Origin of the sequence: Rhodococcus sp. NPDC006774 (assembly GCF_040636045.1) — a bacterium.
Lineage (GTDB): Bacteria > Actinomycetota > Actinomycetes > Mycobacteriales > Mycobacteriaceae > Rhodococcoides.
Genome location: NZ_JBEYIW010000015.1, coordinates 12,425 through 38,460, shown reverse-complemented (window position 1 = coordinate 38,460; position 26,036 = coordinate 12,425). Strand labels below are relative to the sequence as shown.

Annotated in this window: 20 protein-coding genes and 1 tRNA gene; 11 read left to right on the top strand and 10 right to left on the bottom strand. The window is 66.2% G+C overall.

Annotated elements, in window-relative coordinates:
- The first annotated feature begins 41 nt into the window (after positions 1-41).
- Together ABZ677_RS20420 and ABZ677_RS20415 are read left to right on the top strand one after the other, a co-directional pair.
- The gene (locus ABZ677_RS20420) at positions 42-3,359 is read left to right on the top strand and encodes an ATP-dependent DNA helicase (RefSeq protein WP_358372655.1); all 3,318 of its coding nucleotides are present in this window, start codon (positions 42-44) and stop codon (positions 3,357-3,359) included.
- Positions 3,356-6,772: a UvrD-helicase domain-containing protein gene (locus tag ABZ677_RS20415; protein WP_358372652.1), complete on the top strand. Its 3,417-nt coding sequence runs from the start codon at positions 3,356-3,358 to the stop codon at positions 6,770-6,772. The genes ABZ677_RS20420 and ABZ677_RS20415 overlap by 4 nt, the downstream gene beginning before the upstream one ends.
- Here the strand turns inward: ABZ677_RS20415 and ABZ677_RS20410 are convergent.
- Positions 6,735-7,121: a membrane protein gene (locus ABZ677_RS20410; protein ID WP_037190232.1), complete on the bottom strand. Its 387-nt coding sequence runs from the start codon at positions 7,119-7,121 to the stop codon at positions 6,735-6,737. The two genes, ABZ677_RS20415 and ABZ677_RS20410, sit on opposite strands and share 38 nt — an antisense overlap.
- Positions 7,122-7,226: 105 nt before the next feature.
- Between ABZ677_RS20410 and ABZ677_RS20405 the strand changes: the two genes are divergently transcribed.
- Positions 7,227-8,294, top strand: coding sequence for a potassium channel family protein (locus tag ABZ677_RS20405; RefSeq protein ID WP_032398311.1), 1,068 nt, complete (start codon positions 7,227-7,229; stop codon positions 8,292-8,294).
- Positions 8,295-8,318: 24 nt separating this feature from the next.
- On the top strand, positions 8,319-9,221 hold the full coding sequence (gene nudC, locus ABZ677_RS20400; protein ID WP_358372649.1) for an NAD(+) diphosphatase: 903 nt from the start codon (positions 8,319-8,321) through the stop codon (positions 9,219-9,221).
- Positions 9,222-9,227: 6 nt separating this feature from the next.
- Here nudC and ABZ677_RS20395 read toward each other — a convergent pair whose 3' ends face one another.
- Positions 9,228-9,497, bottom strand: a complete 270-nt coding sequence (locus ABZ677_RS20395; RefSeq protein ID WP_032398313.1) for a mycoredoxin — start codon at positions 9,495-9,497, stop codon at positions 9,228-9,230.
- 108 nt (positions 9,498-9,605) lie between these two features.
- On the opposite strand from ABZ677_RS20395, the gene ABZ677_RS20390 reads away from it, so the two are divergent.
- Both ABZ677_RS20390 and ABZ677_RS20385 read left to right on the top strand, forming a co-directional pair.
- Entirely contained in the window at positions 9,606-11,729 is a 2,124-nt protein-coding gene (locus ABZ677_RS20390) for an ATP-dependent DNA helicase UvrD2 (RefSeq protein ID WP_358372646.1), read from the top strand.
- Positions 11,730-12,332: 603 nt separating this feature from the next.
- Entirely contained in the window at positions 12,333-12,653 is a 321-nt protein-coding gene (locus ABZ677_RS20385; RefSeq protein WP_037189857.1) for a WhiB family transcriptional regulator, read from the top strand.
- Between the two features lie 34 nt (positions 12,654-12,687).
- Here the strand turns inward: ABZ677_RS20385 and ABZ677_RS20380 are convergent, their stop codons facing one another.
- The 3 genes from ABZ677_RS20380 to ABZ677_RS20370 all read right to left on the bottom strand — a co-directional run bounded on the left by ABZ677_RS20380 (position 12,688) and on the right by ABZ677_RS20370 (position 16,514).
- A complete protein-coding gene (locus ABZ677_RS20380; RefSeq protein WP_037189855.1) occupies positions 12,688-13,998 on the bottom strand; it encodes an AarF/UbiB family protein in 1,311 nt (436 codons plus the stop codon).
- Positions 13,999-14,090: 92 nt separating this feature from the next.
- The gene (locus ABZ677_RS20375) at positions 14,091-14,984 is read right to left on the bottom strand and encodes a hypothetical protein (protein WP_358372642.1); all 894 of its coding nucleotides are present in this window, start codon (positions 14,982-14,984) and stop codon (positions 14,091-14,093) included.
- Positions 14,985-15,107: 123 nt separating this feature from the next.
- Entirely contained in the window at positions 15,108-16,514 is a 1,407-nt protein-coding gene (locus ABZ677_RS20370) for a zinc-dependent metalloprotease (protein ID WP_358372639.1), read from the bottom strand.
- 146 nt (positions 16,515-16,660) lie between these two features.
- Here ABZ677_RS20370 and ABZ677_RS20365 point away from each other — a divergent pair, with 146 nt between their 5' ends.
- On the top strand, positions 16,661-17,686 hold the full coding sequence (locus tag ABZ677_RS20365) for a PDZ domain-containing protein (protein ID WP_037189850.1): 1,026 nt from the start codon (positions 16,661-16,663) through the stop codon (positions 17,684-17,686).
- 13 nt (positions 17,687-17,699) lie between these two features.
- Here ABZ677_RS20365 and ABZ677_RS20360 read toward each other — a convergent pair whose 3' ends face one another.
- Positions 17,700-18,278 (bottom strand): PPA1309 family protein, encoded by a 579-nt coding sequence (locus ABZ677_RS20360; RefSeq protein WP_037190227.1) that lies wholly within the window; start codon positions 18,276-18,278, stop codon positions 17,700-17,702.
- A 276-nt stretch (positions 18,279-18,554) separates the two neighbouring features.
- On the opposite strand from ABZ677_RS20360, the gene ABZ677_RS20355 reads away from it, so the two are divergent.
- Entirely contained in the window at positions 18,555-21,515 is a 2,961-nt protein-coding gene (locus ABZ677_RS20355; RefSeq protein ID WP_170946050.1) for a UPF0182 family protein, read from the top strand.
- A gap of 144 nt (positions 21,516-21,659) precedes the next feature.
- Here ABZ677_RS20355 and ABZ677_RS20350 read toward each other — a convergent pair whose 3' ends face one another.
- A complete protein-coding gene (locus tag ABZ677_RS20350) occupies positions 21,660-22,223 on the bottom strand; it encodes a transglycosylase family protein (RefSeq protein WP_037189848.1) in 564 nt (187 codons plus the stop codon).
- A 502-nt stretch (positions 22,224-22,725) separates the two neighbouring features.
- On the opposite strand from ABZ677_RS20350, the gene ABZ677_RS20345 reads away from it, so the two are divergent.
- Positions 22,726-22,802, top strand: a tRNA-Met gene (locus tag ABZ677_RS20345).
- 111 nt (positions 22,803-22,913) lie between these two features.
- A complete protein-coding gene (locus ABZ677_RS20340) occupies positions 22,914-23,429 on the top strand; it encodes a putative immunity protein (protein WP_037189845.1) in 516 nt (171 codons plus the stop codon).
- Between the two features lie 39 nt (positions 23,430-23,468).
- Here ABZ677_RS20340 and ABZ677_RS20335 read toward each other — a convergent pair whose 3' ends face one another.
- Positions 23,469-23,654 (bottom strand): hypothetical protein, encoded by a 186-nt coding sequence (locus tag ABZ677_RS20335; protein ID WP_358372634.1) that lies wholly within the window; start codon positions 23,652-23,654, stop codon positions 23,469-23,471.
- Positions 23,655-23,723: 69 nt separating this feature from the next.
- On the opposite strand from ABZ677_RS20335, the gene ABZ677_RS20330 reads away from it, so the two are divergent.
- On the top strand, positions 23,724-24,269 hold the full coding sequence (locus ABZ677_RS20330; protein ID WP_358372631.1) for a GNAT family N-acetyltransferase: 546 nt from the start codon (positions 23,724-23,726) through the stop codon (positions 24,267-24,269).
- Here ABZ677_RS20330 and ABZ677_RS20325 read toward each other — a convergent pair.
- A complete protein-coding gene (locus ABZ677_RS20325; protein WP_358372629.1) occupies positions 24,242-25,522 on the bottom strand; it encodes an RNA polymerase sigma factor in 1,281 nt (426 codons plus the stop codon). The genes ABZ677_RS20330 and ABZ677_RS20325 overlap by 28 nt on opposite strands.
- Before the next feature lie 24 nt (positions 25,523-25,546).
- On the bottom strand, positions 25,547-25,891 hold the full coding sequence (locus tag ABZ677_RS20320; protein ID WP_358372626.1) for a YciI family protein: 345 nt from the start codon (positions 25,889-25,891) through the stop codon (positions 25,547-25,549).
- Positions 25,892-26,036 lie beyond the last annotated feature (145 nt).

Genomic DNA, 26,036 nt, shown 5'->3' with positions numbered 1-26,036 from the left:
CGGCGGCCGATGTGTCGGTGGCTCGTGATTGCATCTGTGTCATGAGCTCGGACGGCAGACACGGCGCGACGGTGACTCTCGTCCGTGCACCCAAGGCCGCTCGCCCGGCACGTGAGTGGACCGGCTCGGCAGCTCGGCTGCTGTCGTCGATACCCGACTCGGCAGCAGAGGCCGCGAAAGGCGCTCCACGATGGAATCCGTGGCAGATCCTGGGTGGCCCCGGCACGGGTAAGACCTCGCTCGTCGCGGACTACGCCGTCTCGCGCATCGTCACCGGTGATCCGGAGTCGGTTCTGGTGCTCACGCAGTCCAAACGGGCGGCAACCGCGGTGCGCGAGGTCATCACCTCGGGTCTCTTCAGCGGCGATCACGCACTTCGGGCGACTCGTGAGCCGTTGGTACGCACCGTGCACTCCTACGCCTTCGCGGTGCTGCGGCTACAGGCCTCCCTGTACGGCAATCCGCCACCGCGATTGCTGACCGGTGCCGAGCAGGACGCCGTGGTGCGCGAGATGCTGCGCGGCGATCTCGAGGACGGGGCAGGCGACTGGCCGGAGCGGCTGCGTCCGGCACTGGGCACCGCGGGATTCGTCACGGCGGTGCGAGACATGATGCTCAGGTCCGCCGAACGCGGGATCGGTCCGGAAGACCTCGCCAAACTCGGTCGCAAACACGGCAGGCCCGAGTGGGTTGCCGTCGGGAGATTCGCTGCCGGATACGAGCAGGCCATGTTGTTGCGTGGTGCCGTCGGAGTGGAAGCGGCAGGAGCGACGGCACCGGGTCTGGACGCCGCCGAGCTGATCGGTGCCGCGCTGATGGCGTTCGCCACCGATCCCGAACTGCTGCGCAGCGAACGCGCCCGCATCCGGCACCTCGTCGTCGACGACGCGCAGCACCTCGATCCGCAAGCGGCACAGTTGGTTCGGCTGATCGGCACCGATACCGAATCCACCGTTGTCGCCGGAGATCCCGATCAATCCGTGTTCACTTTCCGGGGTGCCGATCCCGCCTTCGTGGCCGACCTGGTGGAGGTGGACTCGCCGCGTCGCGTCGTGCTCACTCGCAATCACCGGTCCGTGCCCGAGGTCGCGGAGCTGACCGACATCGTCGCCGGACGGCTGCCCGGGCTCGGTCGGCACCGCTGTCCGGAACCGGTGGGCACCGCCCGCTTCGGTGAACCGACAGCGCGAGTGCACGTCGTGTCCTCGCCCGCGAAGGAAGCGGCGATCATCGCCGACGCCATGCGTCGTGCCCACCTGATCGACGGCATGCCATGGTCCGAGATGGCGATCGTGGTGCGTTCCGTGCCGCGCACCCTCGCGCCGTTGCGTCGGGCTCTGCACGGCGCAGGGGTGCCGATGATCACCCCGACCTCGGAGCTACCGCTGCACCGCCAGCACGGGGCCGTGGGTCTCCTGCTGGTACTGCGGGCGATCTCCGACCCGAGCTTCGACGGTGAAGATGCACTGGCGTTGCTCTCCGGGCCGATCGGCGGAGCCGATCCGGTGGGTCTGCGGCGATTGCGCCGGGGCGTGCGCAGGCTCGAACTCGCATCGGGCGGCGAGCGCGACTCGGCCGAGCTGCTCAGAGTCGTCCTCACCGACGACGCGCGGGGGAGCGCCGGGTGGACCGGCGGACTCTCGGATGTGGAGTCCGCCCCGTTGCGCAGAGCCCTGGGTGTGATCCGGAAGGCACGAGCGCTCGCCCGCGCGGGCCGCGGTGTCGAGGACGTGTTGTGGGCGGCGTGGCAGGCCTCGGGGCTCGAGCGGCGTTGGTCCACCGCGTCCGCCTGGGGTGGCTCGGCCGGTACTCAGGCCGACCGCGACCTGGATGCGGTGGTGGCGCTGTTCGACGCGGCGGCAGCATATGTCGACAGGTTGCCGCGGGCTCAGATCGGTGGATTCCTCGATTACATTGCGCAGCAAGAGATTCCCACTCTGAATTCACACCGCCCCACGGTCCGGGCCGACGCGGTGACGCTGCTGAGTGCGCATTCTGCTGCGGGTCGGGAATGGGAGCTCGTCGCGGTTGCCGGGGTGCAGGAAGGGCTGTGGCCCGGCCTGCGGTCGCGTGGCAGCCTCCTGGGCACCGACACCCTGGTCGACCTCGTATCCGGCAAGGTCGATGCGGCTGCGGCGCTCGACGGGCGACTGTCGAAGTCGGCACCGCTGCTGGCCGAGGAGCGCACGCTGTTTCTGGTGGCGTGCAGTCGCGCTCGATCGACCTTGCTCGTCACGGCCGTCGATTCCAGTACCGGAGATGCCGACCTGGTCCGGTCTCGATTCGTGGACGAACTACGCGGCATCGACGGCGGAGGCGAGTCGGATCCGGCACTCGAGCTGCCCGGGCCGGAGCCTGCACACCGAGTGTTGGCGTTGCCCATGCTGGTGGCCGAACTCCGGAGTGTGGTGTGCGATCCCGTTGTCGCCGAGCAGGATCCGGACAAGCGAGCCCGAGCGGCGCGGCATCTGGCCACACTCGCCGCGGCCGGTGTCCGCGGCGCGCATCCCGACGAGTGGTTCGGGGTGGCAGGGCCCAGCACCGACGCGCCGCTGTGGCAGCTCGGCGACGGTCCGGTGCCGCTGTCCCCGTCGACGGTGGAACAACTCACCACCTGTCCGCTCCGGTGGATGCTCGAACGTCACGGCGGCAACGACGGCACCAACACCCATGCGGTCACCGGCACGCTCGTGCACACTCTCGTCCAGGCGGTAGCCGGTCGCATACCACCGGAGCAGCTCCGTCGCGCCCTCGAAACGGCATGGGATGCAGTGGATCTCGGATCGCAGTGGTACTCACGGCACGAGCTCGACCGAACCGGGGCGATGCTCGAGACGTTCGAGACGTGGTTGCAGGGCAGTCGAGGCGAGCTCACCGAGGCCGGAGTCGAAGTGCGCGTCGACGGCATACTCGAGGCTCGCTCGGAGGACGAGCCGGCGGTGGCGTTGCGCGGTCGCATCGACCGGCTCGAGCACGATCCCGACGGCCGACCGGTGATCATCGACGTCAAGACGGCCAAGACCGTCATGTCCAAGGAGGATGCCCAGGGCCATCATCAGCTGGCCACCTACCAGGTCGCCGCGGCAGCCGGTGCCATCGAAGGCGAGCCTGCGGGCGAGCCGGGCGGAGCGCGGCTGGTGTTCGTCGCCAAGCCCCACAACAAGGACGGGGCCACGCAGCGTGTCCAGGAAGTGCCGACACCGGAGAAACTCGAGGAGTGGCGAGACACCGTGCACCAGGCCGCATCGGCAACACAGGGACCCACGTTCGAGGCGCGGATCAACGACGGCTGCAGGCACTGCCCGGTCAAGTCCAGTTGCCCGGCACACGAGACGGGTAGGCAGGTGACCGAGCAGTGACGACATCGGGGAAGACACGGACCGGTTCGGTGCGGGTGTCGCCGGTCGAGCTCGCCCGGGCGCTCGGGCAGAAGCATCCACCGACCGACGAACAAGCCGCGGTGATCGCAGCGCCGCCCGGCCCGACACTCGTCGTCGCGGGGGCAGGTGCCGGCAAGACCGAGACCATGGCTGCCCGCGTGGTGTGGATGGTGGCCAACGGTTTCGTCGACCCGGATCAGGTTCTGGGTCTGACCTTCACCCGAAAAGCGGCACAGCAGTTGACCTCTCGGATCAGAGCTCGGCTGGCTCGGCTGGCCGGATCCGACCTGGTGCGCGCACTCGACCCCAGCCTGGCACTGCGCGAGCGAATCCTCGGTGCCGAGCCGGAAGTGAGTACCTATCACTCCTATGCAGGTCGACTGCTCACCGAGCACGGTTTGTTGTTGCCGATCGAAACGTCCGCGACACTGCTCTCGGAAACCGAACTGTGGCAGCTGGCCCACCGTGTCGTCAGTACCTGGGACGGCGACCTGGACACCGACCGCAACCCCACGTCGGTGACCGAGGCCGTACTGGCACTCTCCGGTCAGTTGGCCGAGCATCTGGTCGATCCCGAGGATCTGCGCCACGCGCACGTGGAGCTGGAGAAATTGGTGCACACTCTCGGGCCGGGGCCGCGACAACGCGGCGGCCCCACCAAGGAATTGCTGAACATCCTCGACGCGCAACATCAACGAATCGGGTTGTTGCCGTTGGTGGAACGGCTGGCGCAGACACTGCGGCGCGAGGGCGCACTGGATTTCGGCTCGCAGATGTCGATGGCGGCGCGGGTCGCTGCCGAGCATGCCGAGGTGGGAATCGCCGAACGGCAACGCTTCCGGCTCGTGTTGCTCGACGAGTACCAGGACACCGGGCATGCCCAACGCGTCCTGTTGTCGTCTCTGTTCGGTTCCGGCAGCGACCCGCAGTTGGCCCTGACCGCCGTCGGCGACCCGATGCAGTCGATCTACGGGTGGCGCGGCGCATCGGCAGCAAATCTGCCTCGGTTCGCCACCGATTTTCCGAAGGCCGACGGAAGTCCGGCACCTCGACTCGAGCTGCTCACCAGCTGGCGAAATCCGCCCGAGGCCTTGACGCTGGCCAACCTGATCACCGACCCACTGCGCCGCGTCGGTGTGCCGGTGCCGACCTTGCGGGCCCGGCCGGGTGCGGTTCCCGGCGATGTACGACTGGCCGTCACCGACACCGTTCTGGACGAACGAGAGTGGATCGCCGACCGGATCGCGGGGGAGTACCGCGCTGCCCTGGAGCAGGATCGCACCCCGCCCACCGCCGCGGTTCTGGTGCGCCGCAACGCCGATGCCGAGCCGATCGCGGAGGTGCTGCGCAGCCGCGGGTTGCCGGTGGAGGTCGTCGGGCTCGGTGGATTGCTGCACGTTCCCGAGGTGGCCGACATCATCGCGATGCTGCGGCTGGTGGCCGACCCCACTGCCGGTAGCTCGGCGATGCGCATCCTCACCGGCTCTCGGTGGCAGATCGGGCCGACGGATCTGCGGGCACTCTCGCAGCGGGCCCGAGAACTCGAGATCCGCGGCGGGTACGGCACCGCGGGTCGCGTCGACGACCCGGAGGCACTCGATGCGGCGCTCGGTAGCGCCCTGCCCGGCGAGCAGTCGGAGCAGGCCGGCCTGGCCGACGCGATAGCCGATCCCGGTCCGGCCGAGCGGTACTCGGAGGTGGGGCATCGCCGGATCGTCGCCCTGGCGGGCGAGCTGCACCTACTGCGCGATCGAATCGGTCAGCCGCTGACGGAATTGGTCGGCGACATCGAACGGATCATGGGCATCGGTGTCGAAGCTCAGGCCCGCACACCGATCAGCACCGACGGTGCGGTCGGACGTGAACATCTCGACGAATTCGCCCATGTGGTGGCCGATTACGCCGACAATCCGTCCGCCACGGTCACCGGATTCCTGTCGTTCCTCGCCGCTGCGGAGACGGTCGAGGACGGCCTTGCCCCCGGAGAGGTCGATGTCGCCCCCCATCGCGTGCAGTTGCTCACCGTCCATTCTGCGAAAGGCCTCGAATGGGAGGTGGTGGCGGTCCCGCACGTGGCGAAGGGCGTGTTCCCGTCCTCGAACGCATCCTCGACCTGGCTCGGGGCGATGGCCGAGCTGCCGCCGTCGCTGCGCGGTGACCGCGCACTCGACGGCGAAGGCTCGGAAGGGGTTCCGGTTCTCGGACTCGACCGGCTGCACAATCGCAAGGACCTCGAGGACGCCGTCAAGGGTCACAAGGATGCGCTGGCGAGGCGTCGACTCGCTGAGGATCGCCGACTGTTCTACGTGGCACTCACCCGAACCGAACGGGTGCTGCTGGTATCTGCGCATCACTGGGACGAGACCGCCACGAAGCCGCGTGGGCCATCGGATTTTCTCGACGAGTTGCACACGCACATCGAGCAATTCGCCGACACCGCAGTGATCGAGCAGTGGGCCCCGGCCCCGGACGACGGGGCGTCGAACCCGCTCGGGGCGGTACCGCACACCGCGTCCTGGCCACGCGATCCACTCGGTCCCAGACGCGGAGCAATCGAGAGCGGTGCGCAGGAGGTGCTGCGCGCGCTGGCAGATGTCTCGGCCACACCGAGCGAAGAGCGTGACGGCGACCAGGATCGAACCCAGGACGACCCCGAGAACTGGGCCGCGGACGTCGATACTCTGCTGGCCGAGCGGGCCGCGAGATCGGTCGCGGGAGTCGACGTCGCTCTTCCCGGCAACCTGTCGGTGACGCAGCTGGTCGACCTCGCGGCGGACCCCGATGCGTTGGCGTCACGCCTGCGGCGGCCGCTCCCGTTCCCGCCGAACCCGTTGGCGCGTAGAGGAACCGCGTTTCACGCCTGGATCGAGCGGCGGTTCGGCGCGACACGACTGCTCGACCTCGACGAATTGCCGGGCTCGGCCGACACCGGGGCCTCGGCCGACGTGGACCTCGAAACCCTCCAGCAGGCGTTTCTCGAATCGGACTGGTCGCTCCGCAGCCCCGTCGAAGTGGAAGTGCCGTTCGAGACGTCCGTGGCGGGAACAGTACTGCGCGGGCGCATCGACGCAGTCTTCGCGGACCCGGACGGCGGCTGGACCGTCGTCGACTGGAAGACGGGCGCAGAGCCGACGGCGTCGGAGCAGCGGGCGGTGGCGATGCAGCTTGCGGCCTACCGGTTGGCGTGGGCCGAGCTGATGTCGATCGGGCGCACCGAACCGGTTCCGCTCGATCGAGTGCGCGCAGCGTTCCACTACGTGCGCAGCGGTCACACCATCGCGCCCGAGAACCTGCCGGACGCAACGGAATTGGCCCAGCTGCTCGAGGGCCCGGCCGGGTCCGAGCGGCCGGGGGCTACGGTGCGTTCCGGCGAGCCTTCAGAGCCTCGGTGACCAGTGGGATCTGCAGCGGGAGTCGGGCGAGCATCGCTGCTTTGAGAGCCGGCGAGGTCTTGGGGCTCTGCACGTACTTCCACGCCAGGTTGATGTTGGCGGGAAAGACCACGACGAACAGGGCCGCTGCGAGTGCACCGCCCAGTCGACGGGTCCGCGGTGCGGCAAGCGTTGCGGCCACGGCGAGTTCGGCGACGCCCGAGACCTGCGTGTAGGTCCGCGCCGAGCCGGGCAGGGCCGTCGGTACCTGGGCATCGAAGAACTTCGGCGTGGCGAAGTGCAGAACTCCCGCTCCGGCCAGCAGTCCCGCGAGGCGCAGTGCGGCTGCCTGACTCGATCTCTGTGTCATGCCCATACCGTGCCACACCCAGCGTCGTCGGCACAGAAGCCTGGCATGGGGTTACGCTGCGTGCCGTGAATGATCTCGACTTCGGTGAGTACCTCGGCGGGCGACGTGGCAGGTAGGTTGCGGGCGCGCCTGAGCGACAGTGGCGCGCTGACCGACAAGCCCGACTTCGCGCTCGTGGGAGTGCTCCGGGTACCCGAACTGGAATCGAGTCCGTGGCGCGCCATCTACAAGCGGGTTCTGATGGCGCTGGGGATCCTGTTCCTGGCGGCGTTCGTCGTCTATCTCGATCGCGACGGTTACAGCGACAACCAGAACGGCGAATTGTCCTTCCTGGACGCCTTCTACTACGCAACCGTGTCGCTGTCGACGACGGGATACGGCGATATCGCACCGATGAGCCCGTCGGCGCGACTGGTCAACATCCTGGTCATCACACCCCTCCGGGTCCTATTCCTCATTCTGTTGGTCGGTACCACGCTGTCGGTTCTCACCGAGCGGTCCCGGCAGGCATTCAAAATTCAGCGATGGAGACGCAGCGTGCGCAATCACACCGTGGTCATCGGTTTCGGCACCAAGGGCCGTACCGCAGTCGACGCGATGCTCGGAGACGGCGTGTCGGCGTCCGACATCGTCGTCGTCGACACCGATCAGACGGTTCTCGACGCCGCATCGGCCCTGGGCCTGGTCACCGTTCACGGTTCGGCGACCAAGTCCGACGTGCTCAGACTCACCGGAGCTCAGCATGCGGCGGCCATCATCGTCGCGACCAACCGGGACGACACCGCGGTGCTGGTGACTCTGACCGCCCGCGAGATCGCTCCGAAGGCGAAGATCGTCGCGGCCATCAGAGAAGCGGAGAACACGCACCTGCTGCGTCAGTCCGGTGCCGACTCGGTGGTCGTGTCCTCGGAGACTGCGGGCCGCCTGCTCGGGATCGCCACGTCGACCCCCTCCGTGGTGGAGATGATCGAAGATCTGTTGACCCCGGAGGCAGGCTTCGCCATTGCCGAGCGCGAAGTCGAACGCGACGAGGTGGGTGGATCTCCGCGGCACCTCACCGACATCGTTCTCGGAGTGGTGCGGGGCGGCAAACTGTTCCGAGTAGGCACTCCTGAGGTCGATGCAGTCGAGGCATCCGATCGCTTGCTCTACATCCGTCGCGTGGGTGACTAGGCGAGGCCAAGTAGGGTCGTGCGCGTGCCGAACTTCCAACTCGCCCACCCACCTCGACTGTCCCGATCGCCACTGAACAGGGCAGAGGAACTGCGCCGAGACACCGCAGCGTTGGCAGCGGGTTGGCCGACTGCTCGCATCCTGAACGTGGACGGCAGAGGCAGATTCGCGGTGGACGAGAACGGCCTGGTACTCGGCCCCGCCGCGGACGTCGCTGCCGAGCCGACTGCCGACGCGGTCTTTCTCGGAATACACGGCGATCGACACCTGTGGGCTCGCCGGGTGGAGGTCGTGGCAGGCACGGTCGGCGACTTGCGTACCGACGGTGATCGATTGGACAGCGACGCGTTGTCGATGGTGACCGGTGCCCTGGCGATCCTCAATTGGCATGCGAGCGCGCAGTTCAGCTCACTCGACGGTGCACCGTCGGTTCCGTCGAGCGCGGGGTGGTCGCGGACGAGCACGTCCACCGGTCACGAGGAATTCCCGCGTACCGATCCGGCGGTGATCTGTCTGGTTCACGACGGTGGCGATCGGGTGCTGCTGGCGCGAGCACCTGCGTGGCCCGAGCGTCGGTTCTCGGTGCTGGCAGGCTTCGTCGAGGCCGGTGAGTCGCTGGAAACCTGTGTGACGCGGGAGATCAGAGAAGAAGTGGGCCTCGACGTCTCCGACATCGAGTATCTGGGCAGCCAGCCCTGGCCGTTTCCGCGTTCGGTGATGATCGGGTTCTCCGCCGTCGCCGACCCGAAGCAACCGCTGCACTTCCAGGACGGCGAGATCGCCGAAGCCCATTGGTTCGATCGAGCAGAAGTTCTCGCCGCGCTCGAGCTGGGCGATTGGGGATCGGAATCGACCTCCCGGTTGCTTCTCCCGGGCTCGATCTCCATCGCTCGGGGAATGCTCGAGGCGTGGGCGGCGACGGCCTGACGCCGATCAGAGCGACAGTGCGCGCTTGACCTCGGCCAGAGTGGGGTTCGTCGCCGTCGATCCGTCGGCGAAGAGCACGGTCGGCACCACATGGTTGCCGTTGTTGACGCTGCCGACGAAGTCGGCCGACTCCGGGTTCTGCTCGATGTCGATCTCGGCGTACTCGATTCCGGCCTGGTCGAGCTGGGTCTTGAGCCGACGGCAGTAACCGCACCACGTGGTGGAGTAGACGGTCAGCGCGGCCGGGGTCTGCGGGGTGTTCTCGGTAGTGGTCACGCCAACAGTCAACAGGAGCGCCGACCCGATTGTTCCGACCGACACCTGCATCGGCCGACTCGCCGCCCGGTTCGGCCCCGGGTGGAACTGTCGGTACGCACTGACACAATGGACCTCATGGCTGACGACGCGATGACCGCCGGACTCGATCCGGAGCAATCCGCGGCGGTACTGGCTCCCCGCGGCCCGGTCTGCGTTCTGGCCGGTGCAGGCACAGGAAAGACGCGCACGATCACCCGACGCATCGCCCATCTCGTCTCGGCCGGGCACGTGTCCTCGGGGCAGGTGCTGGCGGTGACGTTCACCGCGCGCGCGGCCGGCGAGATGCGTGGCCGTCTGCGCGAGCTCGGCGTCGGGGGAGACGGTCCTCCGGTGCAGGCTCGCACGTTTCACGCCGCGGCCATGCGCCAGCTCAAGTACTTCTGGCCGCAGGTGGTCGGCGACACCGGGTGGCAGCTTCTCGATCGCAAGTTCACCGTCGTCTCGCAGGCGGCGAACCGTGCCGGGGTGTCGACGTCCACGGACGCGATCCGTGATCTCGCGGGAGAGATCGAATGGGCCAAGGGATCGTTGATCGCACCCGAGGACTATCCACGCATCGCGGCGAGCAATCGCCGTGACGTTCCGATGGACGCGAACAAGGTCGCCGCCGTGTACGCCGGCTACGAGGAGCTCAAGTCCCGCGGCGGCGACTCGATGTTGCTCGATTTCGACGACCTTCTGCTGCACACGGCCGCCGCGCTGGAAGAACATTCGTCGGTGGCCGACGAGTTCCGCGAGCGCTACCGCTGCTTCGTCGTCGACGAGTACCAGGACGTGACGCCGTTGCAGCAGCGGGTGCTCGACGCCTGGGTGGGCGAGCGTGACGATCTCACCGTCGTCGGCGACGCGAACCAGACTATCTATTCCTTCACCGGCGCATCTCCGCGGTATCTACTCGACTTCTCACGGAAGTACCCCGAGGCCACCGTGGTTCGGCTCGAGCGCGACTACCGTTCGACGCCCGAGGTGGTGTCGCTGGCGAACCGCGTCATCGGAGCCGCTCGCGGTCGCATCGCCGGCACCCGACTGCAATTGATCGGTCAGCGTGAGCCGGGACCCGAGCCGGAGTTCTTCGAGTACGACGACGAGCCTGCGGAAGCCGACGGTGTGGCGCGTGCGGTCAAGAGGCTGATCTCGAAGGGCGTCGAGCCGGCCGAGATCGCAATTCTGTACCGCATCAACGCACAGTCGGAGGCACACGAACAGGCGTTGACCGAGCTGACGATTCCCTATCAGGTGCGCGGCGGCGAGGGATTCTTCACCAGACCCGAGGTGCGGCAGGGAGTCAACGCGCTGCGGCAGGCAGGCGGTCGCGACGATCTGCCCGACGGCGCGCAGGCGGGCGAGGGACTACCGGCTCTGGTGCGAGCGGTGCTGGCCCCGCTCGGCCTGACGGCAACCGAGCCGACGGGCGCGCAGGCCCGCGAGAAGTGGGCCTCGCTCGGCGGTCTTGTGCAGCTCACCGAAGAACTTCTGGTGCACGAGCCGGAGCTGACCCTCGAGAAATTGTTGGGGGAGCTCGCCGCACGTGCCGAGGCGCGGCATCCACCGACGGTCCAGGGCGTCACCCTCGCCTCGCTGCATGCTGCGAAGGGTCTCGAGTGGGACGCGGTGTTCATCGTCGGTCTCGCCGACGGCACGTTGCCGATCTCGCACGCGATCGGCAACGACCCCAGCGCCAACAACGAGGCGGCCGTCGAGGAGGAACGCAGGCTGCTCTACGTCGGTGTCACGCGAGCTCGCGTCCACCTGCATCTGTCCTGGGCGCTGGCCCGCAACGAGGGCGGACGCAAATCGCGGCGCCGGTCGAGGTTTCTCAACGGTCTGATTCCCGAGGACTCACCGGCCTCGCGTATCGCCGCGCCTGCCGCCAAGAAGTCCGGTCCCAAGTGCCGGTTGTGCGGCAAGCCCCTGATCGGCACGTCCGCGACCATGCTCGGTCGATGCGACAGTTGCCCGTCGAACGTCGACATCGCCCTGCTCGACGCGCTGAAGTCGTGGAGATTGGACAAGTCCCGCGAACTCAAGGTGCCCGCGTACGTGGTGTTCAGCGACAACACGCTGACGGCCATCGCGGAACAGCAACCGCAGGACGAGCGTGGGCTGGTGGCGATTCCGGGAATCGGGGCCAAGAAACTGGAACGGTTCGGAGAAGAAGTCCTCACCGTGGTGCGGGCCTCGGACACGTGACGCGAAGGTAGGGAAATCTCCGCAAAACCGCAGGTAGAAAATAACTTGTGCAGATATCGGCGGGGGGCTTAGTCTGTTTCACGTGCCGCGGGAGATCGCGCACCGTCCAATCCGCCTACGAGACCAGAACAGGAGCTGAGAAAAATGATCAACACATTCCACGCCGCCGTTGCCGACGCAACCGTCGCGTTCAGCCCTGTCCTCGGCACGGCACCTTTCGGAGTTGCCCCCCTCGGCACTCATGCCGCCGCCGCAGGCTCTGTTGCGCAGACGTGGATTCGTTCCTCTGCTTTCGGCCCCATGCAGGAGTCCGCATATGCGGACTCGGGGTCGAATTCCGCCCAGGTCGCCCTGGCACCAGGAGCGAAAGCCGTTGCTCAGGCAGCCCGACGTCACCGCGCACCATGTGCGTCCGTGCTCGACAGCAGATACCGACTTCACTGTCGGTAGACGCTTCGACAAGCCCCACCAGGCCACGGACCCGCACTCGCGGACCGTGGCCTTTCTCGTTCAGGTAGTTCCTCTACCCGAGCGTGAGGCCGACAGGTTCGCATCACCCCTCGAACCGATAACGACGCCGCACGAAAAGTAGAGGAGACCGACGTGTCAACCGCCACGATCCGGACGACATGCCGACCAGAGTCCGAGAGTGCCTACGCTGCACAGTATTCGACCGAATCGGTCGAACTGGCCTTGTCGGTGCCCTGCCGAGCGGCGAACCCCGACATGTGGTTCGCCGACACCCCCGCCGAACTCGAGCAGGCCAAGGCGCTGTGCGCCGAATGCCCCATCCGGCGTACCTGCCTGAGCGCGGCCCTCGACCGCGCCGAGCCGTGGGGCGTATGGGGCGGCGAGATCCTCGAGCAGGGTGTCGTCATCGCCCGCAAGCGTCCCCGAGGACGTCCGCGCAAGAACGCAGCATGATGTCCGAGACCGGTGCCCGGTTTCGCCGAACGAATCAGTCGGTGAAGCCGGGCAGCCACTCGGTGAGGATGGCCATGTACGGCGCGTAGGCGTCCAATTGCGCGCAGATTCCGACCAGCCCACCGAGCACCCGGAAGATCATCACGTACTCGGCGGGCATGTTCAACGCGCGAACGGTGCGGAACTGCGCACTGTTGAAATCTGTCGCGGTGCCCGCAGCCTTCTGCAGCCAGGCCCTGGTGAAGTGGAACGATTCGGTGTGAATCGGATCGGTGAAGGGACGCAGATAGTCTTCGATCTCCTTCTCCGTCACCGTTCGGCCCGGAACCACGAAGCCGCTCTCGGTGAACAACACCACGAGCTCGTCGAACTTCTCGTCACGCGCGAGCGAGACCATTCTGCCGAGAACCGGAGGGAGGCCGTCGGGCATCGGAGCGCAGGCACCGAAATCGATGACACCCATACGTCCGTCGTCGAGCATCATGAAGTTGCCCGGATGAGGATCGGCGTGCAGCAACTTCGCCCGCGCCGGAGACACGAATGCGAACAACGCGAGCAGTTCGCCCGCCTGGTTACGTTCCTCGGCCGTTCCGTTCGCGATCACATCGGCCAGCGGCCGACCCGTCATCCATTCGCTGACAACGACTTTGGGTGCGCTGGCGACGATCTTGGGAATGGCGAACTGGGGATCGCCCGCGAATTCCTTGCTGAAGGCACGTTGGTTGGCCGCCTCGATACGGTAGTCGAGCTCGTCCTCGGTACGAGCCGTCAGTTCTTCGAGCACCGGCTTGACGTCCGTGCCTGCGAGCACCGTGCTGAACAGGTTCGCGAACCGCGACAGCGTCTTGAGGTCTGAGCGCAATGCATCGTCTGCACCGGGGTACTGGATCTTGACCGCGACATCGCGGCCGTCCGACCACGTTGCTCGGTGCACCTGCCCGATGCTCGCAGAGGCGATCGCTGTGTCGTCGAAATCGAGAAAACGTGACCGCCACGCAGTCCCGAGTTGCTGGTCCAACACCCGATGCACGGTCTTCGCGGGCATGGGCGGGCCCTGCGCCTGCAGCTTGGTCAGCGCCTCGCGGTACGGCTCCGAATACTCCTCCGGAACGGCCGCTTCCATCACCGAGAGCATCTGCCCGAGCTTCATGGCACCGCCCTTGAGTTCCCCGAGAACGGAGAAGAGCTGTTCTGCTGCTTTGGCGGCCATATCCGCATCGATTTCGTCGCGATTGCCGCCCGCGAGCTTCTTGCCGAACCCTACGGCGGCACGACCGGCCATTCCGAGGGGAATGCTGGCCAGTTTGGCAGTACGAGTCGATCCACGGCGCGGTATGTCAGACACAGCTCCATCATGGCTGAACCTTCCGACAATTGCTCGGACCGCCCCGCGCCGACCCCTATCGGTCGAGGTGAACTCGCCGCGAGCGCGATTCGTCAGTACCAGCAATCGCAGTGCGGGTGCTTGGACCACGGTCGTTTGTGCACGGTGGTTCCGGTTGCTGCGAAGTCCAGTTCCATCGTGCAGTCCGCAGTCTCGGGAAGCGCGGCGTCGGATCGGCCGATGAGGTTCTCCAACTGAGCGAACGCGAACGCTGCCGTGGCCAACACCGTCGCGCTGCTCGCTTGGCCGACCGAGCCGAGCAGCTGGGCTGACAGATGCGGCCACTCCGGCTCGAAGTCGCAGCGCGTCAGATCAGCGCACCGCAGGCAACTCGTCCGACCGGGCAGCACGAAAGGCCCGACGATGCCCTTCCCGTCTCGTAGCCGCACCTGCAGATGTGGGATGCGCAGACGCACCAGGTCGGTCACCAGCCGAGGTTCGGCGACCAGATCGTCGGCCAGTACCACGACGTCGTAGTTCCACGACCTCACCACCGAGTGCGGGTAGCGCGTCGGAGTCAGACTGGTCCGGGTCACGGTGACGCCGGTGCGACTCAGGCCGGAGGCCAACGCGTCCGAGATCGGCCCCCGCCCCACGAGGTGGACGGTTTTCACCGCCCCCGGTCCGGACTGCGAGGCCCGCATCGAGGCGTCGGGCACCACCGGTTCGCTCGTGCCGTGCATCAGCAGCCCGGAATCCTCCAACTCTCCGAGCATCGCCGATGTCCGATTGGCGGACAGTCCCAATGTCATTGCGTGACAGACGATGTGAGGTCTGGAATGGCCCGCGGCGAGGAGTCGGAGTATTTCGAGTATCGAGCCCGGCTCGGCGCCGGGAGGTGGAGTGACGACGACGCTGGTCTCGGGATTCCAGCCCAACTGAACGGTGCCGTCTCGTCGCGGCAGAATTGCCACCGCTGGATCGAGTCGAACGGTCGGTGTGATCATGAGACACACTCTGACAGCGCCGACAGCGAAGAGCGCCCGCTCGGGGCACGTTATCCACAGGGTGGAAGTGCCTCCGAGCAGGCGCTCGACGCGTTCGATCGAAGTGGTGCGAAACCGGCGGGGTCAGGTTGTGGATGAACCCTTCTCGGGATCACCGTCGGTGCCCTTGTCGTCGTTTTCGGCAGCACGCTCGGCAGCCTCGGCTCGCTCCTTGGCTTCCATGGCCTCCATCGCTTCGAGCTGCGCGATCGGGTCGTCGAAGCTCGACGTGCCACCGCCGACGACCCGGTCGATGAACGCCGCGGGGTTGTCCAGGTCCGACGAGTCGGGCAGCAGATCGGGGTGTGCCCACACACCGTCACGTCCCTCGATGTCGGATGCGGCGAGGAGCTGACGCCACAGATCGGCTGCCTCGCGGACTTTGCGGGGTCGCAGTTCGAGACCGACCAGCGTCGCGAAGGTCTGTTCGGCCGGGCCTCCCGACGCCCGACGGCGCCGGATGGTTTCGCCGAGCGCGACGGCACCGGGAAGGCGTTCGCCCAGAGCGGCCGCAACCACCGTCTCGACCCAGCCTTCGACCAGGGCGAGCAGCGTCTCGAGACGCTCGAGTGCGTGCTTCTGCTCCGGCGTGGTCTGTGGCTCGAAGGCACCCTGTTGCAGGATCGCCTCGATCTTCGACGGATCGGTCAGTGCGGACGGGTCGAGTCCTGCGGCGGCCTCCTCGATGGCAGAGAAGTCCATCCGGATGCCGCGCGCGTACTCCTCGACGGTGGCCAGAACCCGTTGCCGCAACCACGGAATGTGGCTGTACAGCCGCTGATGGGCGGCCTCACGAGCGGCAAGGAACACCAGCACCTCGCGATCGGGCTGCTCGAGTCCTTCACTGAACGACGCGATGGCCGACGGCAGCAACGCCGCCGTTCCCGACGGTCCGAGGGGCAGGCCGATGTCGGTCGACGTCAGAAACTCCTTGGACAGCTGGCCGAGAGCCTGGCCGAGTTGCGAGCCGAACGCCATTCCGCCCATCTGGGTCAGCATGCCCATCATCGGCCCGGCCATCTGCTGGGCCTCGGCGGGAAGGCCGGAGGTCCACATGCCCGAAATCTGCTCGGCGACGGGGTCGCACAGGCGCTTCCAGGTGTCGATCGTGTTGTCGAGCCAGTCGACCGGTGTCCACGCGACGGTCTTCGTGGCACCGGCGGGCAGCGTCGTCGCCCCGTCCAGCCACAGCTCGGCCAGGTGCGCTGCGTCGGTGATGGCCTCTCGTTCGCCTGCCGACACCGGGCTGAAGTCGCCCATCTGCTGGCGTGCCAGCTGCTTGGCCAGGTCGTAGTTCACCGGTCCCGAACCGGTCCCGCCTGCAGCTCCCATTCCGCTGAGCATCTGGCCGAACTGGGTGAGCATCTGGCCCAGCTGTGCTGGGTCGAATCCCTCGCCACCGAACCCGAAGCCGGCAGGGTTGCCCGAGCCGTCCGGATCCTTCTTCTTGTCCGGGTCGTCGTCGGAGGCACCGAAACCAAAATTGCTCATGACTCAACGGTACAAGCCCGGCGAACGGAGAGAGTGGTGGATCGTCACGCTGACGGCGAACAGTGGGACCCGTGAGAAGTCGGCACGGACGCACTCGGTAGGGGCGGTCTGCACCGTCGACCGTATTCGGATCTAGTGTCTACGGAGTGAACCGAAGGATCGCCACTCTTGTCGCTGCCCTGGTACCCGTGGTGGTGCTGGGCGTCACCGGCTCGGTCGTCACCGTTCCGTTCGCCGCCCTCGGCCCCGGCCCGACGTACAACACTCTCGGCGACGTCGACGGGGTGCCCGTGGTGCAGATCGACGGAACCGAGGTCGACCCGACAACCGGGCACCTGAACATGACGACCGTGGCCGTGCGCGATCAGCTCAATCTGTTCGAGGCTCTCGGCTTCTGGGCCAGCGGCAGGCAAGGACTCGTTCCGCGCGAGGAGGTCTATCCGCCGGACAAGACGAAAGAAGAAGTGCAGGAAGGTAATCAGGCGGATTTCGAGGAGTCCGAATCCAGCGCCGAGCTGGCTGCTCTGCACCACCTGGATCTGCCGGTGTCACTGGCGGTGGCCAGTGTGGCCGAGGACGGCCCTGCTGCGGGCGTGCTGAATGTGGGGGACACGCTGGTCTCTGTCGGCGGTACGCCCGTCGCGACCGCGTCGGCAGTTCGCGAGGCTGTCAGTTCCAGAGCGCCGGGTGATTCTCTCGACATCGAATACGTGCGAGACGGCTCGACGCAGACCAGTGCGGTGGTTCTCGGTGCTCGGCCCGACGATGCATCCCTGGGATACCTGGGAGTCACGCCCGAAGAGCAGCCGGACGTGCCGTTCGACGTGAAGTTCAACCTCGCCGATGTCGGCGGACCGTCGGCCGGTCTGATGTTCAGCCTGGCCGTGGTCGACAAGCTCAGTCCCGGTGAGCTGAGCAACGGAGAGTTCGTCGCGGGGACGGGAACCATCGATGCCGACGGGACGGTCGGCCCCATCGGCGGCATTCCGTACAAGCTGATCGCCGCCCGCGAAGCCGGAGCCACCACGTTCCTGGTGCCGGACGCGAACTGCGGTGAGGCGCAACAGAACGTCCCCGACGGCCTCAGATTGGTCCGCGTCGAGTCGCTGGACAGTGCGGTCGACTCGCTGCAGGCGATCGGGTCCGGCGGCGACGTACCGTCCTGCAGCTGACCCAGCGCTGTCGCTAGTCGTCTTCCATCACGTCGAACGTTGCGTAGAGGCCGTGCACGACGTTGGGGGCCAGGTCCTCCGCGATGCGAAGATCGATGGGCGCGAACGGGTCGGCGTCCTCGTCCGGGTGCAACTGCAGCAGAGTCAAGGACGGACCGTCCTTGAGGACCGCGACGATCAACCGAGCATCTCGTTTCTCGGGGTGGTTCTCGGCGGCCGAGCGCGCGGCCTGGTCGGCCGCATCGGGATCGGCGAGCAACGGCATCAAGGCATCGTCGAGGGTCGATTCGGCAGCCGGGGGGAGTACGACGATCTCCTGAACCAGGGCGCATCCGACGACACCCTCGGGCCATGTCGAGGTGGCGAGGAACTCGTCCAGGGCGGGGGAGCCGCCGGTGATGTCCTCGGGGAGTGAATGCTGCTGGATCGGGGTGAGGGCAGCGCCGTCGGCGAGATCGTCGAGGAGTCCCGGCTCGGCCGCGGCGAGCGCTGCAGTGGGAACCAACGCGAACATCTGTGGTGCCTGGTGCCACCCACCTGCATCGACGAAATCCGCCACCTCGCGGGCACATCGAGCCAGAGCCTCGGCCACGTCCTGCCCACCCGACTCGGGGTCGAACTCGCTACCGAAATCGTCTTGGCCGGGCAGTCCGTTGCTGTCGTTGCTCACCGCACTATCCTCGCATCCGAATGGTTCACTGGATGCCGATGCTCCTGACCTGCGGCCTGGCGCGGACGCAGTACGGGTGTCGCAGCCGTAGGATCAACGTACGTACAGTAGGGCGAAACGGACATGCGGCGCACGGCGAGTGCGCCGCCGAAGTCATCTGCGGCGCCGTCGGCGTCGCCCGAAGTTGGAGTGTGGCACGTGGGCATGAGGCCCCCCACCGGTATGCCGTCCTTGTCACGGCGCAGCCGGATCTTGCTCGTATTGGCCTTGGTAGCAGCAGGTTTGCTGCTCATCGGTCCCCGTCTGATCGACATCTACACCAACTGGCTGTGGTTCGGAGAGGTCGACTTCCGCGGCGTCTACACCACCACACTGCTGACGCGATTGGCGATCTTCGTCGTCGTCGCACTGGTCGTCGGACTCATCGTGTTCGCGGCGCTTGCCGTGGCGTACCGCAACCGTCCGGTGTTCGTGCCCGTCGCCGGGCCCAACGATCCGATTGCGCGGTACCGCACCACGGTGATGAGCCGATTGCGCCTGTTCGGCATCGGAATTCCAGTGGTGTTCGGGTTCCTGTCCGGCATGATCGCCCAGACCAATTGGGCGACCGTGCAGTTGTTCCTCCACGGCGGCGACTTCGGGATCACCGATCCGCAGTTCAATCTGGATGTCGGCTTCTACTCGTTCGACCTCCCGTTCTATCGCTTCGTTCTCAACTGGCTGTTCGTTGCCATCCTGGTTGCGTTCTTCGCGAACCTGGTCACCCAGTACGTGTTCGGCGGGATTCGACTGGCCGGACGCGAGGGTGCTCTGACCCGCGCCGCACGCATTCAGCTCGCCGTTCTGGCCGGTACCTTCGTTCTGCTCAAGGCCGTCGCATACTGGTTCGACCGGTACACGCTGCTCTCGAGCAGTCGTAAGGAACCCACGTTCACCGGTGCCAGCTTCACCGATATCAACGCGGTGTTGCCGGCCAAACTGATCCTGCTGGCGATCGCGGTGATCTGTGCGATCGCCTTCTTCGCAGCCATATTCCTGCGTGATCTCCGGATCCCGGCGTTGGCCACGGCTTTGCTGGTGCTCTCGTCGATCCTCATCGGTGCCGTCTGGCCGCTGGTGATGGAGCAGTTCTCGGTGCGCCCGAACGCGGCCGACAAGGAGAGCACATACATCGAGCGGAACATCGCGGCCACCCGAGACGCGTACGGGTTGACCGACGAGCAGGTCACTTACCGGGACTACTCCGGTGAGGCGACTCTGAGCCCGGGCGAGGTCGCAGCCGAGTCTGCGACGATGTCCAACATCCGACTGCTCGACCCGAACATCCTCGCCCCCACCTTCACTCAGCAGCGTCAGATCCGTAACTTCTACGGGTTCCCCGACACGCTCGCCGTCGACCGCTACCCGGATGCAGACGGAAACCTGCGCGACTACGTCGTTGCAGCTCGCGAGATCTCACCGCAGACGCTCGACGCGAACCAGCGTGACTGGATCAACCGCCACACCGTGTTCACACACGGAAACGGCTTCGTCGCAGCGCCGGCCAACTCCGTCGACGAGGCCGTCGCCGACGAATCCAGCGGTGGGCGTGGCGGTTACCCGAACTACCAGGTCAACTGGATCGAGAACGATTCCGAGGGCACCATCCGTAAGGACGGCCCCGGCGACCTGGACCAGCCGCGCATCTACTTCGGCCCGGTCATCGCCAACTCCGACGCGGACTACTCCATCGTCGGTTCCACCGGCGAGCCCCGCGAGTACGACACCGACAGCAAGAGCTACACCTACACCGGTGCAGCAGGCGTCGACGTCGGCAACTTCTTCAACCGACTCGTCTTCGCCAGCAAGTACGCCGAGCGCAACATCCTGTTCTCGAGCGTCATCGGCGACGAGTCGAAGATCCTGTTCAACCGTGACCCCCGCGACCGCGTGCAGAAGGTCGCACCGTGGTTGACCACGGACGGATCGACCTACCCGGCGATCGTCGAGGGCAAGCTCGTCTGGATCATCGACGGGTACACCACGTTGGACAACTTCCCGTACGCCCAGCGGATGTCGCTCGAGGACGCCACTGCCGACAGCATCGAGTCGACGACGACGCGTGCGCTGCCGAGCCGAGAGGTGTCGTACATCCGCAACTCGGTCAAGGCCACCGTCGATGCCTACGACGGCACCGTCAAGCTCTACGAGCAGGACGAGAACGATCCGGTGCTCAAGGCATGGGAAGGCGTGTTCCCGGGAACCGTCATCCCGAAGGACCAGGTGTCCGACGAACTCCGCGACCACTTCCGCTACCCGGAGGACCTGTTCAAGGTCCAGCGTGAGTTGCTGACCAAGTACCACGTCAACGATCCGCGGGAGTTCTTCACGAACAACGCGTTCTGGGAGGTTCCGACCGACCCGACCGCAGAGAACACCGCGGCGAAGCAGCCGCCGTACTACGTGGTCGCCTCCGACATCTCCAACGAGGAGAATCAGCCGTCGTTCCAGCTGACCAGCGCGCTCGTCGGTTACCGCCGAGAGGTGTTGGGCGCATACGTCAGTGCGGATTCCGATCCGGAGAACTACGGCAAGATCACGGTGCTGAGGTTGCCGACGGATACCTCCACTCAGGGTCCGAACCAGGTGCAGAACCAGATGACGACCACCACGGACGTATCCGAGAGTCTCGGCATCGTGCGCCGTGAGAACACCGTGGAGTTCGGCAACCTGCTGACCCTTCCGGTCGGTAACGGCGGGTTGATCTACGTGGAGCCGGTGTACGCCTCGCGTACCAACGAGGCCTCTGCGTACCCGCAGTTGATTCGAGTGCTGGTCTCGTACGAGGGCCGCGTCGGGTATGCCGCCACATTGCCCGAAGCCATCGAGCAGGTCTTCGGAGCAGGTGCCGGTCGTACCGTCACGGCACCCGGTGAGACCGACGGAACCACGCAGCCAGGTGCCGTACCGGAGACGACACCGTCCGACGGCGGGTCGACCCCGGCCACTCCTGCGCCGACCACCGGCGGTTCGACGACCAGGGATGCTGCCGTCACCGGTTTGAACGCTGCACTCTCCGCTGTGCGCACGGCGCAGCAGAGTGGAGATCTGGCGGAACTCGGCACTGCGCTCGAGAACCTGCAGACCGCGGTCGACACGTACAACAGCACCGGCAGTTGATCGACACGTTCACCGCACGATGATGTGAACGAGAAAGAGCCGCCTCACCGAAACGGTGAGGCGGCTCTTTTGTTCTTCGTCACCTGGCTCGTGCGCGGGGCACAGCGGCAAGGTGTGTGGCAGTTCGACGAACTGCCGGGTGGATCAGCGTCCGATGGGCGCGAGCACCGGGGCGTTGGCAGCAACGAGGTGCTGGAACTGGGTGCTCAGGCCGTACTGGTCGGCAAGCTTGGACGCGGCGTCGAATGCGCCCTGTGCAGCCTGCGTGGCCGCTGCGGCCTCGGGAGCCACGGCCGGTGCCGGTGCCGGTGCGGGAGCCGGCTGCGGTGCCGGTGCGGGAGCTGCCTCGGGCTCGGGAGCGGAGGCACCCTTGCTCAGCTGCTGACCGCACACGGGCCATGCGCCCGGTCCCTGGGTCTGAAGAGTGTTCTCCGCGACGCGGATCTGCTCGGCCTTGGATGCGTTGGCCGGTGATCCGGATCCGCCGTTGGCCGTCCAGGTGCTCTGCGAGAACTGCAGGCCACCGTAGTAGCCGTTACCGGTGTTGATGCTCCAGTTGCCACCGCTCTCGCACTGCGCGACCGCGTCCCAGTTGTTCGGGGCTGCGTTGGCGGTTCCGGCCGAGAGGCCGAGGGGGATTGCTACGGCGGCACCTGCGATGGCGGCCAATCCGAGTGCACGCTTGCCGACATTGTTCAGTGTGGTCATTCGGGGTGAATCCTCTCCGCGCTCTACTGGCGCGACTGGCCTGCAATCGTTTCGCCGGTGTTGATGGCGGTGGCGACCAGGCACTTCGTATCGTCGCGGCTCTGCCCCCGTACGTCTTGGGGACCACACCCGCGGGGCAGAGCGAAAGGAGCGGCGGGGTGGTGCAGGCCCAGCGGTTTAGGGCCGTCCGTGAAGGTAGTCGAGGATCTGCTCACCGTCACTGAGCCGGAATGGGATGACGGGTGTCCACATGTTGGGACGAAGGTAGGTGTTTTCGCAGCTCAGACCAACTTGTGGCGGTATTGTTTCAAGTCTGTAACCCCACCGTTATGTGACTCGAAACACGCATCAAAAGAGACGCGGAGCACTATTTTGAACCGCCTCCGACGTGATAACCGCGCGCTGTGACGCGTTGTCATGCACTCGTTCGAGCGCGTGAGAGCGCCGAGAAGTCATGTGATTTGCATTGGCTGTACACACGGGAGTAACTTCGTAAATGCAACGCGGGGTGGAGCAGCTCGGTAGCTCGCTGGGCTCATAACCCAGAGGTCGCAGGTTCAAATCCTGTCCCCGCTACCACCGAAAAAGGCCCAGGACAGATGTCCTGGGTCTTTTTTCATGCTCTGATAGACGCATGACCGGCCGTTCGGGCGACGGCCGAACGCGACACCGCTGGGAGGATCGACTCACGTGATTCTTCCCGCCGTCCGAGACTCTCGCCTCGTCACCGTGCGTCGCGGTGGACTTCTGACCGACGACGATCACCGGAGTCTCGCGCTCTGGGCGGCCGAGTGCGCGGAACATGTTCTCCACTTGTTCGAGACTGTCGAACCCTCCGACTCGCGGCCGCGTGAGGCAATCGAGGGCATTCGGGAATGGACGCGCGGCGAACTCGCGATGATGGCTACCCGCGCTCTCGGTGGCCATGCCATGGGTGCGGCACGGCCGCTGAGCGGTGCCGAGCGCTTCGCCGCATATGCGGCCGGCCAGGCGGCGTGTGTAGCTCACGTACCCGAGCACGACCTGGGGGCGGCTGCCTACGCCATCAAGGCGGTACGGGCCGCCGCACCTGCAGGTGCGGAGACGAACACGGGCCGCGAGGAACTGCGATGGCAGCGAGAACGACTACCGAACAGTGTGCGGGAGTTGGTACTGGAGGATCAGCAGAGAAGAAACAGTATCTGCTGGTCCGTGTTCGACGACTGAGCCGTCCACTGCGGCCGCGGACGGCGGTCCGTCATGGCGTCAGTCCGAGACCTGCTCTCGCGCATCGTCGCTGGTGACCGTTTCAGGGGTATCGCCGTCGGTCGTGTCTGCATCGTCAGCTGTGAGGTCGACGGTGTCCGCACCCTCGAGTGCGGTCAGTTCCTGCTCTGCCTCGGCGATGAGGCCCTTCGCGTTCTCTTCGATCTTCTTGATCCACTCGGCCATGACGGTCACACCCTTCGCTCGATCGTGTACCACCGGTCTACCAGACTTCTTCCGCCTAGGATTCACGGTGTGCGAACACGAACCTCGCGTCTCGATCTCGACGAGCCGGTCGGCACGGATCTCGATGCGCTGTACGCGATCTGCAGCGACCCGCAGTCGTGGACACACTTCCCGAGCCTGCGGCACACCGATCCCGGTGCAACCGAACGAATGTTGCAGAGCTGGGCGGAGCAGTGGCGGCGGGACGGACTGTCCACCTGGATCATTCGTGAGCGCGGCAACCGCACGATCAGTGGCTACGGCGGATGCTCGAAGCGGCGGAACACCTTCTGGAATCTTGGCTATCGCCTCCATCCCGACGCACAGGGCAACGGGTACGCCGCGGAGATGTGTGAGATCGCAGTCGAGTGCGCGCACCGAACCGAGCCCGAATTGCCGATCGTGGCGTACCTCCTCGAGCACAACGTCGCGTCGGCCCGGGTGGCCGAGCGCGCGGGCCTGGAGCTGATCGCCCGTGGACCCGACGTCGGCAATCCCGACGCCGACGCAGTTCGCTCGGTGTACGCAGACCGCCCGTTGACAGCAGGTCAGGTGGACGTGGTGCTGTCGGCCTGAGCGCGGCAGGTGTTCACCTCCGCGAGCCGACGTCGTAGCAGGCGCTTCTCCGGTGCGGTTCGGGCGAAATCCAACGCTCGTCGATAGTCGACAGCCGCCTCCTCGAACCTGTCGAGTCGTTGCAGCAGATCGGCTCTCGCCGTCGGATAGGGGTGATAGCGGCGCAGTGACGGCTCATCGGCGAGCAGATCCAATTCCTGCAGCCCGGCCGCTGGACCATCGCGCATCGCAAGCGCGACCGCCCGGTTCAGCGCGACGACCGCGCTCGGTGCCCGCGTCATGAGCACGTCGTACAGGGCAACGATCTGAGGCCAGTCCGTGCTGTCGGCGTCCGGTGATTCGTCGTGCAGTGCAGCAATGGCCGCCTGCACGGCGTAAGGACCGCTCCGGCCGCCGCCGAGGGCCTCGACCACAAGTTTCGTACCCTCGGCGATGAACGCGGCATTCCAGAGTCGACGGTCTTGGTCGGCCAACAACACGATTTCACCGTCCGGTCCGATTCGAGCATCGCGTCGTGCGTCGACGAGCAACATAAGCGCCAGTAGACCGGTCACCTCGGGCTCGCCCGGCAATGCGGCGTGCAGGAGTCGGCCCATCCCGAGTGCCTCGTCGGTGAGATCGATTCGTCCGACGTGATGACCCGACGTCGCAGAATAGCCCTCGGTGAAGATCGAATAGACCACCTCGAGCACCATCGGCACCCTGTCTGCCAATTCGTCCGGGCCCGGGAGGCGGAACGGGATCCGTGCGACGCGAATCTTGTTCTTGGCTCGCACTATTCGCTGCGCTGCCGTGGCCGGAGGGATCAGCAGCGCCCGCGCCACCTCGCCGGTGGTGAGACCGGCCAGGCATCGGAGAGTCAGTGCGAGCCGGTCACCGGCGGCGAGGGCCGGATGCGCGCAGGTGAAGAACAACTGCAGTCGGTCGTCGGGCAGACTGTCGTCGAGCGAATTCAGGTGACTCGGTTCGCTACGATCCGTATCCGCCTGCAGCACTCCGACTTTTGCGGCCAGGCTCTGGTCGCGCCGCAGGCGATCGACCGCCTTCCGTCGGGCAGTGGTGAGCAACCAGGCACCAGGCCTGGCCGGGACACCATCGACCGGCCAGTGTTTCAGCGCCGATTCGATGGCGTCCGAGGTCACTTCTTCTGCGAGGTCGAGATCGCGATACCGCTGCACCAGCGAGGCGAGCAGAATCGAGCGCTCGGCTCGGAAGACCGAGTCGAGCGCTCGACGAACCTCGGCATCGGTCACCGAAGAACCCGATACGTGGGCGGTTCAGAACTCGGCAAGGGGACGGACGATCACCGTGCCGCCGTCCTTGGAGCCCGGGCATCGGGCCGCCCATTCGAGTGCAGCGTCCAGGTCGGGAACGTCGATGACGTCGTAGCCGCCCAGTACTTCGTGTGACTCGGCGTACGGTCCGTCGGTGACGGTGCGTTCTCCGGTGGTGGCATCGACGCACACGGCCGTGGCAGTGGTGAGATCCGCCATGGCGTGACCGGATACGTAGACGCCCGCCTCCTTCATCTCCTTCTCGTAGGTCATCCAGTCCTCGACACTGCTGCAGCCCGGTGCTGCTCCGGGTGCGGTGTTTGCGTTGATCAAGAGGATGTACTTCATGGTGCGCTCCTGGGTTCGGTACCTCGGTGTCGCGGCGCGAGTCGCCGTACACGATGACGACGTTCGACAGACCACGATATCGACATCGGCTCCGGAGTTTTCTTTCTTGCGCACGCACAACGGCACCGGACGCAATGTCCGGTGC